The 13,522-nt window shown below is 73.8% G+C and carries 12 protein-coding genes; 6 read left to right on the top strand and 6 right to left on the bottom strand.

Translation table 11 applies throughout. The annotated features are described in order from the left end of the window. Positions 1 to 100: 100 nt before the first annotated feature. Genes ACIBG4_RS39830 through ACIBG4_RS39820 form a run of 3 tightly spaced genes read right to left on the bottom strand, consistent with a single transcriptional unit; the run spans position 101 to position 3,426 of the window. Positions 101 to 1,594 carry an ATP-binding protein gene (locus ACIBG4_RS39830; RefSeq protein WP_397207500.1) on the bottom strand — a complete coding sequence of 498 codons (1,494 nt, stop codon included), beginning with the start codon at positions 1,592 to 1,594 and terminating at the stop codon, positions 101 to 103. 51 nt (positions 1,595 to 1,645) lie between these two features. Beyond that, positions 1,646 to 2,293: a response regulator gene (locus ACIBG4_RS39825; RefSeq protein WP_397207498.1), complete on the bottom strand. Its 648-nt coding sequence runs from the start codon at positions 2,291 to 2,293 to the stop codon at positions 1,646 to 1,648. After that, positions 2,293 to 3,426: a sensor histidine kinase gene (locus ACIBG4_RS39820; protein WP_397207496.1), complete on the bottom strand. Its 1,134-nt coding sequence runs from the start codon at positions 3,424 to 3,426 to the stop codon at positions 2,293 to 2,295. Before ACIBG4_RS39820 ends, ACIBG4_RS39825 begins: the two co-directional genes overlap by 1 nt. Positions 3,427 to 3,522: 96 nt before the next feature. Between ACIBG4_RS39820 and ACIBG4_RS39815 the strand changes: the two genes are divergently transcribed. Continuing rightward, entirely contained in the window at positions 3,523 to 5,286 is a 1,764-nt protein-coding gene (locus ACIBG4_RS39815; RefSeq protein WP_310709475.1) for a gamma-glutamyltransferase family protein, read from the top strand. Positions 5,287 to 5,452: 166 nt separating this feature from the next. Here the strand turns inward: ACIBG4_RS39815 and ACIBG4_RS39810 are convergent, their stop codons facing one another. After that, positions 5,453 to 5,635 carry a hypothetical protein gene (locus ACIBG4_RS39810; RefSeq protein WP_310709474.1) on the bottom strand — a complete coding sequence of 61 codons (183 nt, stop codon included), beginning with the start codon at positions 5,633 to 5,635 and terminating at the stop codon, positions 5,453 to 5,455. Between the two features lie 103 nt (positions 5,636 to 5,738). Between ACIBG4_RS39810 and ACIBG4_RS39805 the strand changes: the two genes are divergently transcribed. Continuing rightward, positions 5,739 to 6,518: an SURF1 family protein gene (locus ACIBG4_RS39805; protein WP_397207493.1), complete on the top strand. Its 780-nt coding sequence runs from the start codon at positions 5,739 to 5,741 to the stop codon at positions 6,516 to 6,518. Between the two features lie 4 nt (positions 6,519 to 6,522). After that, positions 6,523 to 6,843, top strand: coding sequence for a DUF3817 domain-containing protein (locus ACIBG4_RS39800; RefSeq protein ID WP_310709472.1), 321 nt, complete (start codon positions 6,523 to 6,525; stop codon positions 6,841 to 6,843). Between the two features lie 27 nt (positions 6,844 to 6,870). Here ACIBG4_RS39800 and ACIBG4_RS39795 read toward each other — a convergent pair whose 3' ends face one another. Both ACIBG4_RS39795 and ACIBG4_RS39790 read right to left on the bottom strand, forming a co-directional pair. Beyond that, a complete protein-coding gene (locus tag ACIBG4_RS39795; RefSeq protein ID WP_310709471.1) occupies positions 6,871 to 7,062 on the bottom strand; it encodes a hypothetical protein in 192 nt (63 codons plus the stop codon). A 129-nt stretch (positions 7,063 to 7,191) separates the two neighbouring features. Beyond that, a complete protein-coding gene (locus ACIBG4_RS39790) occupies positions 7,192 to 7,848 on the bottom strand; it encodes a protein kinase (RefSeq protein WP_397207491.1) in 657 nt (218 codons plus the stop codon). A gap of 149 nt (positions 7,849 to 7,997) precedes the next feature. Here ACIBG4_RS39790 and ACIBG4_RS39785 point away from each other — a divergent pair, with 149 nt between their 5' ends. From ACIBG4_RS39785 to ACIBG4_RS39775, 3 genes are all read left to right on the top strand, one after another. Continuing rightward, complete coding sequence (locus ACIBG4_RS39785; RefSeq protein ID WP_310709469.1) at positions 7,998 to 8,681, top strand: response regulator transcription factor; 684 nt, start codon at positions 7,998 to 8,000, stop codon at positions 8,679 to 8,681. Next, entirely contained in the window at positions 8,678 to 11,848 is a 3,171-nt protein-coding gene (locus ACIBG4_RS39780; protein ID WP_397207489.1) for a DUF4153 domain-containing protein, read from the top strand. Before ACIBG4_RS39785 ends, ACIBG4_RS39780 begins: the two co-directional genes overlap by 4 nt. Positions 11,849 to 11,946: 98 nt before the next feature. Then, a complete protein-coding gene (locus tag ACIBG4_RS39775) occupies positions 11,947 to 13,494 on the top strand; it encodes an amidohydrolase family protein (protein ID WP_397207487.1) in 1,548 nt (515 codons plus the stop codon). Positions 13,495 to 13,522 lie beyond the last annotated feature (28 nt).

The following is a 13,522-nucleotide window of genomic DNA, read 5'->3' as shown; positions in this document are numbered from 1 at the left end:
CGCCTCAACCGCTTTTGCCCGCGTACGGCCGAGCGGCGATGCAACACGAATCCTCGCCTGGCTGATCCGTCACCGCACCCCACGAGCACTCAAACCTTCGTCAGCAGGCTCTTACTGATGCGTCCCCGTACAGGCTGTCCAGGTCGAGCAGATGGACCCGTTCCGAGGCGGCGGCCCCGCGCAGGTCGGGCGAGAAGCCGTTGCGTGAGAACAGCACGAACCGCGTCTCCGCGGCGTTCCAGCCGGCCGCGGTCAGGAGGTCGCGGATGTGCTCCAGCCGCAGGAGATCTCCGAGTGTGCGCTGCTTGGCCGTGCACTTGGCCTCGCCGAGCACCGTGATCCGGCCTCCTCGCGCGCGTGCCATGGCTGAGCGGCTGAGCGCGATGACGTCCACCTCGTGGCCGCGGTGCTCGCGGCAGGCCACCTCGGTCGTGCCCACTTGGCCGACGTCGTCCAGCCCCGCCTCGGCGCCGTGCCGCCGAACCCAGGAGCGCGCGATCTCCTCGAAGTGCGGCCCGAGGATCTTGTCCGAGAACGTTTTCCTGGACCGCTCCCACGCGGGGCGCGCGTGGCGCAGCTCCAGGTCGATCAGGTTGGGCTGGACGATGAGGTTGTGGAAGCGGACCGCGGGGTCGGCGACGGTGATGACCGGCCGGCGTTGCAGGAGGAGGTCCTGGCCGTAGGAGATGAAGGCGGCATCTCTCATGATGTTCAGGTGGTACGTCAGGGCCTTGGCATCCATCCCCACCAGCCCCCCGATCTGCGTCGGGGACGAGGCGCCGCCGGAGACCGCCTGCCAGATCGCGTGATAGATGGCGCGGTCCCCGATGCGGGGATCCTCGGCGAGCAGGTAGTCCGGCTCGGTGAACAGGATGTGCGACGGGTTGAGCACGGTCCGCTCCAGCCAGCGGAAGAACGCCTCCGCCCCCGTTCCGGGAGCATCGCCCACGATGTCGCGGTAGCCCGGAGCCCCGCCCAGCACGGCGTCCACCAGGAAGGCGGTTCCGGGCTCCGCCTCCCAGTAGTCAGCCGCGTCCCGGAAGCCGAACGGACCGATCCGCAGATCCAGCACCGCACGTCCCCGTAGAGCCTGGTCCCCGGCGAGGAGCGTGGACATCACGGAGATGGCCGAGCCGCACAGGATGAGCTTGGCCGGGGGGTGCCCCTTGCGCGGGCCGCGCCGGTCGTACAGCGCCTGGATCGCGGACGGCAACTCGGGAGAGTGGTCCACCAGGTAGGGGAACTCGTCCAGCACCAGTAGCGGGGGGCCGTCCCGGGCTCCGCGTGAGAGCACCTCCACCGCCGTGTCGAGCGCCTGCACCCAGTCGGAGAAGACACCGAGGCGGTACCCGACGGTCTGCGCGAGGGATTCGGTGAACCGGGCCAGAGCCATCGTCCTGCTCTGCCTGAGGGCCAGCGTGTAGAGGCCGCCGACCGCTTCGCACAGATGCTCCAGCAGGAAGGACTTCCCGTGGCGGCGCCGGCCCCGTACCACGCCGATCTGGAGCCCCGGCGTGGGGTCGGTCGCGAAACGAGTGAGGTCGTCCCACTCGTGAGTGCGGCCGAACACCGCGTCCGGCTTGGTGATGCTCACCCCCACATGGTAACCAAAATCCCGCTAGCCTAACTGGATTTGGGCTGACTGTCAGATCCAGCCCGGTCGGACCAGGCCCGACTCGTACGAGATGACGACGAGCTGGGCCCGGTCGCGGGCGCCGAGTTTCATCATGGCGCGGCTCACGTGGGTCTTGGCGGTGGCCGGGGACATGAAGAGCTTGGCCGCGATCTCGTCGTTGGTCATGCCGGTCCCCACCAGTGCCAGCACCTCGCGCTCCCGGTCCGTGAGCTGGCGCAGCCGCTCCGTCGCCATCGGCTCCTTGGCGCGCGAGGCGTACTCCGCGATGAGACGCCGCGTCACGCTGGGCGACAGCAGGGCCTCGCCCGCCGCCACCACCCGGACCGCCTGGATGAGCTCCGCCGGCTCCGTGTCCTTGACGAGGAAGCCGCTGGCGCCGCCGCGCAGCGCCTCGAAGACGTACTCGTCCAGCTCGAACGTCGTCAGGATGATGACGCGCGGCCCCTCCGGCATCTGGCGGGTGGCGGTCAGCCCGTCGGTGCCGGGCATGCGGATGTCCATGAGCACCACGTCGGGCCGGTGCTCGGCCGAGAGCCGCACCGCCTCCGCGCCGTCGGCTGCCTCGGCCACCACGGTCATGTCGGGCTGGGCGTCCAGCAGCGCGCGGAAGCCGGCGCGCACCAGCGCCTGATCGTCGGCCAGCAGCAGGCGGATCATCACGTGTCCTCGGAGGGAGTCGGGTCGGGGAGCGGGGGGATGGGGAGGCGGGCGGAGACCTGGAAGCCGGTGCCGGACGGGCCGGCGGCCAGGGTGCCGCCCAGGGCGGCGGCGCGCTCGCGCATGCCGGGGATGCCGTTGCCGCTGCCGTGGGCCGACAGCACCGGGGCCGTCGTCGCGCCGGTGTCGGTGACCGTGAGCGCCAGCTCGCTCGCGCCGTACTCCAGCCGGACCGTCACCCGCGCGCCGGGAGCGTGCCGCGCGACGTTGGTGAGCGACTCCTGCACGATCCGGTACGCCGCCCGATCCACCTGCGGCGGCAGCGGCCTGGCCCCCTCGCGGCGCACCGTGACGTCGAGCCCGCAGCGCCCGGCCAGCTCGTCGATCCGGTCGAGCCCGGCCGTGGGGGAGCGCGGCGCGCCCTCGCGCAGCACGTTGAGCACGGAGCGCAGCTCGCCGAGCACCTCCTTGGAGGCGGTCTTGATCGTGGCCAGCGCGGTGCGGGCCTGGTCTGGGTTGTCGTCGATGAGGTGCAGCGCGGTCGACGCCTGCACGTGGATGAGCGAGATGTTGTGCGCCAGCACGTCGTGCAGCTCCTGCGCCATGGTCAGGCGCTCCTCGCTGGCCTGCCGCCTGGCCTCCTCCTCGGCCGCGCGCTGCTGCTGGGCGCGGCGTTCGCGCACGATGCCGACCAGCTCGGCGACCACCATGACGAGCAGGATGAACGCGGTGATGGCCAGGTCGTGGAAGAGGCCCGGCCAGCGGGCGGAGCCCAGGTGCCCGTACGCCAGGAACACCACCAGCGTGATCGCGGCCAGGGTCCACGCCGCCGGCCGCCGTCCGCGCAGGACCAGGGTGAACAGGACGATCGTCGGCGCCAGGTAGACGGGGCCGAGCGGGTAGTCGAGCCACGTGTACGCGTAGGTCGCGGCCAGGACGACGACGGACGACGGGACGAGGAACCTGCGGTGGACCACCAGCGCCGCCGGCCCCGCCAGCAGCAGCGCGTACGCCAGCGCGTCCAGCGGTTTCCTGGTGTCCATCTGCCCGTACGCCGCCCCCTGTGACATCACCACCTGGGCCACCGCGACGACGAGCCCGAGCAAGGGGGCGTATTCGGACGACTTGCGCACGGGATCCACGCTAGGGCACCCGGTCCGCCGCCCGCGTCCGTCCACCGGGGGAGGGGGCCCTACCGCGACGGGCGTACCTGGGCCATCGTGGAGAGCATGCGCCGTGTGATAGCTCCAGCAGCAGCGATCGTCATCACGCTGGTCACTGCCGTGCCCGCGCTGGCCACCGCAACTCCGACCATCGACTCCAGAGCCACCTCCACAGCCCCCCGCAAGACGCCCGTCGCCGAGGGGTACGGCGGGGCCGTCTCCACCGTCGACCTCGACGCGAGCCGGGCCGCCATCGCCGTGCTCAAGAAGGGCGGCAACGCCGTCGACGCCGCCGTGGCGGCCGGCGCGGTGCTCGGCGTCACCGAGCCGTACTCCGCCGGCCTGACGGGCGGCGGCTTCATCGTGTTCTACGACGCCGAGCACCACAAGGTGCACACCATCGACGGCCGCGAGACCGCGCCCAGGGCCATGACCCCGACGACGTTCGAGGGCATCCCGTTCGAGGAGGGCGTCACGAGCGGCCTGTCGGCGGGCGTGCCCGGCGCGGTCGCCCAGTGGGACCTGGCGCTGCGCCGGTTCGGCACGATCTCGCTCAAGCAGGCGCTCAAGCCGGCCATCGAGGTGGCGTCCCAGGGCTTCGTCGTCGACCAGACGTTCTTCGACCAGACCCAGGCCAACCTGGCCAGGTTCAAGGACATCACCTCCACCGCCGCCCTCTACCTGCCGAACGGCGCGCCACCGCCCGTCGGCTCCGTCTTCCGGAACCCGGATCTGGCCGCCACCTACCGTGAGCTGGGCAGACGCGGCCCCGACTGGCTGTACGGCGGGCAGCTCGGCAAGGAGGTCGTCGCCACCGTCAAGCAGCCGCCCGTCGCCTCCGGGGTCACCCGCAAGGTCCGCCCCGGCCTGATGGAGCTGTCGGACCTGCGGGACTACCGGGCGCTGCTGCGCGAGCCGACGCGCGTGGACTTCAGGGGCCTGCGCGTGTACGGCATGGCACCCCCCTCCTCCGGCGGCTCGACCGTGGGCGAGGCGCTCAACATCGTGGACGCGCTGCCGGACACCGGCCTGCACGAGTACCTGGAGGCGTCCCGGCTGGCCTTCGCCGACCGCAACAAGTACGTCGGCGACATCCCCGGAGTGCCGCTGAAGCAGCTGCTGTCCGACGGCTTCGCCAAGGAGCGCGCCTGCCTCGTCGGCCCGCTGGCGATGACCTCGCCGGTCGCCCCCGGCGCCCCGGACGGCGACTACCAGGCGTGCGCGAGCCCCGAAGGCACGTCCACGCCGACCGCCGCCGAGGGGCCGGAGACCACGCACCTGGTCGTGGCCGACCGCTGGGGCAACGTCGTCGCCTACAACCTGACGATCGAGTCCACCGGCGGCAACGGCATCGTGGTGCCGGGCCGGGGCGTGCTGCTCAACAACGAGCTGACCGACTTCACCTTCGGCCCCGCCCCCGGCGACCCCAATCTGCCCGGCCCGGGCAAGCGCCCGCGCTCGTCGATGGCGCCCACGATCGTGTTCGACGACGGCGAGCCGATCATGGCGGTGGGCTCGCCCGGCGGCGCGACGATCATCACGACTGTGCTGCAGATCCTGCTCAACCGGTACGTGTGGGGGATGAGCCTGCCCGAGGCCGTGGCCGCGCCCCGCGCCTCGCAGCGCAACACCGCGCAGACGCAGGCCGAGCCCGCCTTCCTGCAGGCCCACCAGGCCGAGCTGGAGGCCCGCAGACACAGCTTCGCGAGCGTGGCCGAGATCGGCGCGGCGACCGCGCTGGAGTTCACCGGGAAGGGCAGGGTGAAGGCGGTGGCCGAGCCGGTCAGGCGGGGCGGCGGCAGCGCCCTGGTCGTCCGGCCGGCCGACTAGCGGATCAGCTCGCGGGCGCGGGGGGGTCACCTTCCGCGCCCGGGGCTCGAAGCCGGCTGCCCCCGTCCTGTCGCCGCGGGCCGGCGAAGTGCTCGCGGGCGCGCGAAATGCGCCGAGGGCCGTCGTCGTCGGCCGGCCGTCGGCGCCGTGCGGGAGAGCCGCCGGGCTAGCGCAGGAGCAGGAAGGCGGCGACGCCGATGACCACGATGGCCGCGACCACCGCGATGATCGGTACGAGAGGGGACTTCTTGGGCGCGGGGGCGGCCTCCTGCTCGGAGCGCTGCGCGAAGGCACGGAACTGCTGCGTGGTGCCCGCCGGGTCGATGGGCTGCTGGTGCTGCTCAGACATGGGCAGCAGCCTAGCGGGATCACCTGCGGCATTTTGCGCCTTTTACGCGATCGGTAGGCAGCCTGAGTACGGGACCGGTCCCATCGCCGGATAGCGTTGAAGCATGCTCAGGACCGTGCTCTCGCCCCGCATGCTGGGGCTCCACCTGTTGACGGTGGCGGTCCTCGTGTCCTTCATCCTGCTCGGCCGCTGGCAGCTCGGGGTTTTCCAGGAGTCCGGCAAGCCGCACGTCGCCCACGATCCCGCCCCCGTCTCCGTCACCACGCTCGCCCGGGTCGGCGCGCAGATGGACGGCATGTCGGCCGGTCGGCGCGTCACCGCGACCGGCGTCTACGACGCCTCGCTCCAGCTTCTCGTCGTCGACCGCGAGCCCGACGTGGACGCGCCCGGCGGCAAGGTCTCCCGCGACCGGGGCTACTGGGTGCTCACGCCGCTCCGCCTCGACGACGGCACGCTGATGCCGGTCGTCCGCGGCTGGACGGCCCGGCCCGGCGGCCCGGCCATGGCCGTGCCGACCGGCCAGGTCACCGTGGCCGGCCGGCTCCGGCCGTCACAGGGCACCGACAGCGTGCAGAGCAGGCCCGACGAGCTGCCCGCGGGGCAGGTCGACACCGTGTCGACGGGCCAGCTCATCAACGTGTGGACCGGCCGTAAGCTCCGTGACGGCTTCCTGGTCGCCCAGCCCCCGTCGGGCGCGCTCACGCAGGTCAAGATCGCGCCGCCGGTCGTCGGCGGCACCCTCACGTGGCGCAACCTCGCCTACGCCGCCAACTGGTGGATCTTCGCCGGGTTCGCCGTGTTCATGTGGTTCCACTTCGTCCGCGACGCCGTGCGTACGGACCGGGAACACCGCAAGTCCCCTGAGATGGTTCTGGAAGGTTGAAACGGTGGAATCGGCTCTGAAGCCTTTCCGGGTGCTCGCCTACTGCGTCGGCGTGATGCTGCTCATCCTGTGCGCGGCCATGGTGCTGAGGTACGGGTTCGGCATCGAGGGCATCTCGAAGTTCGTGGCGCCCATCCACGGCTTCCTCTACATGATCTACCTGGTCACGGTCATGAACCTGGGCATGAAGGCCCGGTGGGGCTGGCCGTACATGCTGGGGATCATGCTCGGCGGTACCGTGCCGTTCCTGTCGTTCTTCGTGGAACGGCGCGTCACCCACCGGGTGCACGCGCAGCTCGCCGCGGCTCCGGCGGCGGGGGCCTGAGACCCCCGCCGCCCGCGCCGGGCCGGCTCAGTGGCCGATGCCGCGCCTGCGGGCGCGCTTGAGCCTCTCCCGCTGCGAGGGGTCGAGCATCAGGTAGCCGACCACCGGGGCGGCCACCACGCCCAGGACGACCAGCAACGTGAGCCACCCCGGCAGGAAGATCAGCGAGAGCAGCACGGCGGCGCCGGCACCGATGGCGTACTTCTGGACTGGCGACATCCCCTACATCCTCCGAACGCGGAGCGCGCGCCCCGCCTCTTCCACATATTCTGCGTCGCCGGTCCAACGAGTGGGGGCGCATCGGGGTTCCGAATCGCGATGTATCGCAAATCGTTCGGACATCGTGCTCTAAGGGGACCCGTCCACGGCCAGGCTCAGCAGCGTCTCGGCCGTCTCCTCGGCCGGGGGAGGCCCGGCCGGGTCCAGCATGGCGCGGATCAGCGACCGCAGCGGGTCGGTGCCCGGGGCCGGGGTCGCGCCCGGCGGCCTGCCCTCGACGGCGAAGTGCAGCGTGGCCGCCAGCGACCACAGGTCGGCCGAGGGCCGCAGCTCCGGCTGCGGCAGCCCGAACCCCGTCAGCAGCGCCCGGCCGGTCGGCGTGAGCAGCACGTTGCCCGGATTGACCCGGCCGTGCACGATCCCCGCCGCGTGCGCCGCCGACAGCGCCGCCATCGCGCACACCCCGGCCCGGGCGGCCTGCGTCGCGGGCAGGGGGCCGCGCGCCATGACGGTCCGCTCCAGTGACGCCCCGGAGACGAACTCCATGACCACCCAGACCGCGTCGTGCATGGCGACCACGTCCACGGTGGGCACGAGGCAGCCGTGCCGCAGGCCCGCGACCCGCTGGGCGTCGCGCACGGCCCGGTCCAGCAGTGCCGGCGGCACGCGCACCTCGCGGACGACGACGTCGCGGTGCGCCGGCTCGTCGAAGGCCAGCCGGACGGCGCCCCCGCCGAGGGGGTTCAGCAGCCGGTAGCGCCCCGCGAGCCTCGTGGTCTCTCCCATCCCGAGGTGGACGATAGCGGCCAGGCGGCGCCCCCGGCCATCATCCCGGTGAGCCGGGTATGAACAGCTCCGACCGGGCGGGGGGTCTGCACCGGATGTGCACGTTTCAGGGAGTGCTGTCTGCACGGGCTACTCCTAGGCTTTCGTCCGTGGCAGAGCGGCGACGGGTCCTCCTGGTCGAGGACGACGAGACGATCGGGCGGGCCGTCCGCGACCGGCTGGCGGCGGAGGGCTTCGACGTCCGCGTGGCCGGGGACGGGGAGACGGCCCTGACCGAGTACGGCAGGGCGGAGCCCGACCTGGTGATCCTCGACCGGCTGCTGCCGGGGCTCGACGGGCTGGAGGTGTGCCGCCGGATGCAGGCCGCCCGGCCCGTGCCCGTCCTCATGCTGACGGCCCTCGGCGAGGAGACCGACGTGCTCGTCGGGCTCGGCGTGGGCGCCGACGACTACCTCACCAAGCCGTTCAGCATGCGCGAGCTGGTCGCGCGGATCCACGCGCTGCTGCGCCGGGTCGAGCGCGCCACCCAGCTCGCGGCCGAGGACACGGTCATCCGCGTCGGCGAGGTCGAGATCGACACGGCCGCGCGCCGGGTGTTCGTCCGCGGCACGGAGGCGCAGCTCACCAGGACCGAGTTCGACCTGTTGCGCCGGCTGGCCGAGCGGCCGGGGCAGGTCTTCGAGCGCGACCGGCTGCTGTCGGACGTGTGGGGCTTCTCCGAGGCCGCCGCCACCCGGACCGTGGACAGCCACGTGCGGGCGCTGCGCCGCAAGCTCGGCTCCGACGTGGTCCGCACCGTCCACGGAGTCGGGTACGCCCTGGTGCGCCGATGAGGCCGCTCGACTTCCTGGGCCGGATCAAGGTCAAGCTCGGCATCGTGATCGTGCTGGCCGTCGGCACCGCGTTCGTGGTGAACGAGGTCGGCATCAACTCCGGCCTGTCCCGCGAGCTGCGGATCGCCGTCGCCGTCGTGCTCGCGCTGATCATGGTGCAGCTGCTGGCCATGGGCATGACCAGGCCGCTGCGCGAGATGGCCCGCGCCGCGCAGACCGTCGCCAAGGGCCGCTACGACCTGAGCGTCCGCGCCACCTCGCGGGACGAGGTGGGGGAGCTGGCCAGGGCCTTCAACGCGATGGCGGCCGACCTCGGCGAGGTGGACCGGCAGCGGCGCGAGCTGGTCGCCAACGTCAGCCACGAGCTGCGCACGCCCATCACCGGCCTGCGCGCCGTCCTGGAGAACGTCGTGGACGGCGTCTCCGCGGCCGACCCCGACACCATGCGCACCGCCCTGGCCCAGACCGAGCGGCTCGGGCGGCTCGTGGCCCAGCTCCTCGACCTGTCCAGGCTCGACTCCGGCGCCCGCCTCATCGAGCCGGAGCCGATCGAGCTGGCCCCGCTGCTGGAGCAGGCCGTGCGGGAGGCGGCGCTGGCCCGCGAGGACGTCCGGATCGTGCCGCGGGCCGCGGCCGGCCTCGTGGTGCGCGCCGACCCCGACCTGCTGGCCCAGGTCCTGGCCAACCTCCTCGACAACGCCGTACGGCACAGCCCGCCCGGGGGCGTGGTGACGGTGGCGGGGACCGCCCGCGGGGACGGGGCCCGGATCACGGTCACCGACCAGGGGCCCGGCATCCCGGCGTCGGCACGGTCGCGGGTGTTCGAGCGGTTCTCGCGGCTGGACGCGGCGCGCGCCGCGGACGCCGGCGGGGCCGGTCTGGGGCTGGCCATCGTCAAGGAGATCGTCGAACTGCACGGGGGCGACGTCCGTATCGCGGACGGCGCGGGTTGTCACATGATCATCGAGCTGCCAGGGAGAACCACGATGGGGGACAGACGGGGCGCCACCGGACCGGACCGGGCCTCGGGGGGCTTCGAGGCCGCGGCGCCCGTACCGGCTCCTGGGGGTGCCGTGCTCGGCCCGGCGGCCGAGGGCGGCGGGACGGGCGCGGTCGCGGAGGCCGGGGCGCCGGTGCCGGCGGGGGCCGGGACCGGCGCGCCGGAGCCCGTACGAGCCGGGGTGTCCGGGCCGCCCGGTCCGTCCGGCCCGTTCGGGTCCTCGGACGGGCCGGTCGCGGCGCCCGCGCCTCTCCCCGTGCCCGTGCCTGGAGCCGGAGCCCTGGCCGGAGCCGGAGCCGGAGCCGGGGAGAGGCTGGCGCGGCTCGTCACGGGTACCCTCCTCGGGCTGCTCCTCGGGTTCATGGTCGGCGTGGTCGCGGCCGTGTTCGTCAGCTTCGCGGTGGGCGGCGGGTTCGCGCTGGCCACGCTGGCGTTGTGCACGCTCCTGGCCGGGGCGCTGGGCGCGTCCATCGGCGGCACTCCCCGGCGCGGCGTCGCCGCCGCCCACCCGAGCGCGCCGTACGGCACCAGGGCCCCCCAGCCCCCTGGCCGGCCACCCGCGGCAGCGCCCCCGCCTTCCGGGCACGCATCCGCGACGCCCCAGCCCTCCGGGCACGCACCCGCGACGCCTCAGCCCTCCGGGCACGCATCCGCGATTCCCCAGCCTTCCGGGAGCCAGGCGCCGCCTCCCGCCTACGTCCCCCCGCCGCTCTTCCCTCGTCCTGAGCTGCCCGAGACGCCGCGCTGGCTGCTGCCCGCCGCCGCCGGTGCCGGAGTGTTCGGCGCCGTGGCCCTTCCCGGGGCCCAGATCGGCCTCGGTGTCGTCCTGGTCGCGGTGGTGCTGGGCGCGGCGGCCATGCCCGCCGTGCTGCGGCGGATGACGCCGTGGACGTGCGCGTACGCCCTGGTCGCGTACACGCTGATCGCCATGGCGGCCGTGCGTGACGCCGACTGGCTGGTCGGCGTGCTGCTCGTGGCCGGCGCCGGGCTGGCCGCGCTGGCGGTGTCCGGGGCCGGGGCCGGCTGGCTCGGCGCGATCAGGGGGGTGCTGTCGGTGCTGCTGGCGCTGCCTCCGGTGCCGTGGTTCCTGGCGGAGCCGGTGAAGCGGCTCACCTCCCGCCGGCGGATCCTGCCGGTGCTGGGCGGGCTGGGCATCACGGTGGTGCTGCTGGCGGTGTTCGGGGTGCTGTTCGCGTCGGCCGACCGCGTGTTCGCCTCGTACGCGCGGCGCCTGACGGCCACCCCCGACTGGGCCGACACGCTGCCGCTGCGCGTCGTCGTGTTCGCGCTCGTGGGCGCGCTGCTGACGGCCGTGGTGCTGGTGGCGCTGCGGCCCGTCAACGACCCGGCCGGGCCCGAGGCCAAGCTGAAACTGAGCCGGAGCGTGTGGCTGTTGCCGCTGACGGCCGTCAACCTGCTGTTCGCCGCGTTCGTCGCGGTGCAGATCACCGCGCTGTTCGGCGGCAACGCGTGGGTGCTGAGGACGGCCGGGCTGACGTACGCGGAGTACGCCAGGAAGGGGTTCTTCCAGCTCGTCGTGGTGAGCGTGTTCGTGCTCGGCATCGTCGCCGTGGCGGCCGGGGTGGTGCGGACCGGGCGGCGCGAGCGGTGGCTGCTGGCCGGGCAGCTCGGGGTGCTGTGCGCGCTCACCATGGTGGTGCTCGCCTCCGCGCTGCACCGGCTCGCCCTCTACACCGACGCGTACGGCCTGTCCCGGCTGCGGCTGTCCGTGCAGGCGACGCTGTGGTGGCTGGGCGCCGTGTTCGCGCTGGTGCTGCTGGCCGGGGCGGTACGGCTGGCGGGCCGCGGCTCGGCCTGGCTGCCCCGCACGGTCGTCCTGGTCACCGGGCTGGCCCTGGCCGGCTTCGCGTTCGTCAACCCGGACCTGCGGGTGGCGCAGACCCAGGTGGCGGTGCGTGGGGTGGCCAAGCTGGACTCCGACTACCTGGGCGACCTGGGGGCCGAGGCGGTGCCCGCGCTCGACCGGCTGCCCGAGCCGCAACGCAGCTGCGTGCTGGCCGACCTGGTGGCCGCCGACGACCTGGCGGACCCGGACCCGTGGAACGGCTGGAACCTCTCCCGCGCGCAGGCCCGCGCCCTCCTCGCCGAGCACCCGATCCGGCCTGCCACCTCCTGCCCCCAGGTCTCCTCCCGGACGTCCGACTGACGTCCTCCCCGGCTCCCCGGCCCGCCTCCGCGGTGAGGGCGACGGATCCGCGATCGAGGTCCGGGCCGGAGGAGCCGGAGATCGGGTTTAATCCTTGGGTGGCTTTCGATGTGATCATCAGCGGTGGCCGGGTGCTCGACGGCACCGGCGCCCCGCCGTACCGGGCCGATGTCGCGATCACCGGCGACAGGGTCGCGGCCGTGGGGCGGCTCGGCGGAGCTCAGGGCGCGAGCGCCGCCACCGTGATCGACGCGACCGGCCGGCTCGTCTCGCCCGGGTTCGTCGACTGCCACGCGCACGGCGACGCGACCGTCTTCGACCCGTCCGTGCAGCTCGCGGCGCTCCGGCAGGGCGTGACCACGTTCGTCCTCGGGCAGGACGGCCTCTCGTACGCCCCCGGCTCCGCCGGGACCGTCGCCTACGCCGCCCGCTACTTCGCCGCCGTCAACGGCCCCCTGCCCGGCTCCCTGGCCGGCGGCCCGCTGAGCGTGGCCCGCCTGCTCGACGCCTACGACCGGGCCGTCGCCCTCAACACCGCGTACCTGCTGCCCCACGGCACCATCCGCTACGACGTCATGGGCCCCTCACCGGACGCCCCGGCGCCGGACGAGCTGCGCCGGATGCTCACCCATGTCGAGCGCGGCCTGTCGGAGGGCGCCGTCGGGCTGTCCAGCGGCCTGGAGTACCTGCCCGGCCGGTACGCCTCCGCCGAGGAGCTGGCCGCGCTGTGCGTGCCGCTCGGCGGCCTGCCGTACGTGACCCACATGCGCGCCTACGGAGCCCGCGCCGGGGTCGGCATGGCGGAGGTGAGCGAGATCGCCGCGCGGTCCGGCGCGGCCGTCCACGTCTCCCACCTGCACGGCCCCGCGGACGTGCTGCTGCCGCTCGTGGAGGAGGCGCTGGCCGCCGGGGTCGACCTGACCTTCGACACGTACCCGTACCTGCGCGGCAGCACGATCCTCGCCATGGTGGTGCTGCCGCCGGACGTGCCCGCCGCCGAGACCGACCGGGCCCTGGAGATGCTCACCTCCGGTGAGCTCGACGCATGGTGGCCCGGCCTCGCGCAGACCTGGCCGCGGCTGACCGTCTCGCACGCGCCCGGCCTGGAGTGGGCCGAGGGCCTGAGCATGGTGGAGGCCGCCGAGCGGGCGGGCGTGGAGCCGGCCGAGTTCTGCCGGCGCCTGCTCGTCGAGACCCGGCTGGAGGCCGGCTGCGTGTCGGCCCGGCCGGACGAGGGGCCCGAGGGCGAGGAGTCGGTGCGGCGGATGCTCCGCCACCCGGCCCAGACCGGCGGCTCCGACGCCATCTACGTGGGCGGTCATCCGCATCCGCGCGGGTTCGGGGCGTTCGCCCGCTTCCTCGGGAGGCACGTGCGCGAGCTGGGGGACTGGACGTGGGAGCAGGCCGCCGTCCACCTCGCCGCGCACCCGGCGCGCCGCTTCGGGCTCGTGGACCGGGGGCTGCTGCGCGCCGGGTTCGCGGCGGACGTGGTGGTGTTCGACCCGGCCACGGTGGCCGACCGCGCCACGTACGAGGCACCCCGTACGCTCGCCGGAGGGGTGGACGACGTGCTCGTGTCCGGCGTGCCCGTGCTGGCGGGCGGCGAGCCGACCGGCGCGACGCCCGGCCGGGCGCTGCGCGCCTGATGGCGGCGCCCGTGACACCCGAGAACGT

The sequence above is a fragment of the Nonomuraea sp. NPDC050383 genome (assembly GCF_044459125.1).
Taxonomy (GTDB): Bacteria; Actinomycetota; Actinomycetes; order Streptosporangiales; family Streptosporangiaceae; genus Nonomuraea.
This window is presented reverse-complemented; position numbering and strand designations above follow the sequence as displayed.

Bases quoted from the DNA above. Each gene is read 5' to 3' on its own strand.
- ACIBG4_RS39825 (WP_397207498.1), bottom strand. From the start codon at position 2,293: ATGATCCGCCTGCTGCTGGCCGACGATCAGGCGCTGGTGCGCGCCGGC.
- ACIBG4_RS39815 (WP_310709475.1), top strand. From the start codon at position 3,523: ATGCGCCGTGTGATAGCTCCAGCAGCAGCGATCGTCATCACGCTGGTC.
- ACIBG4_RS39810 (WP_310709474.1), bottom strand. From the start codon at position 5,635: ATGTCTGAGCAGCACCAGCAGCCCATCGACCCGGCGGGCACCACGCAG.
- ACIBG4_RS39805 (WP_397207493.1), top strand. From the start codon at position 5,739: ATGCTCAGGACCGTGCTCTCGCCCCGCATGCTGGGGCTCCACCTGTTG.
- ACIBG4_RS39795 (WP_310709471.1), bottom strand. From the start codon at position 7,062: ATGTCGCCAGTCCAGAAGTACGCCATCGGTGCCGGCGCCGCCGTGCTG.
- ACIBG4_RS39790 (WP_397207491.1), bottom strand. From the start codon at position 7,848: ATGGGAGAGACCACGAGGCTCGCGGGGCGCTACCGGCTGCTGAACCCC.
- ACIBG4_RS39780 (WP_397207489.1), top strand. From the start codon at position 8,678: ATGAGGCCGCTCGACTTCCTGGGCCGGATCAAGGTCAAGCTCGGCATC.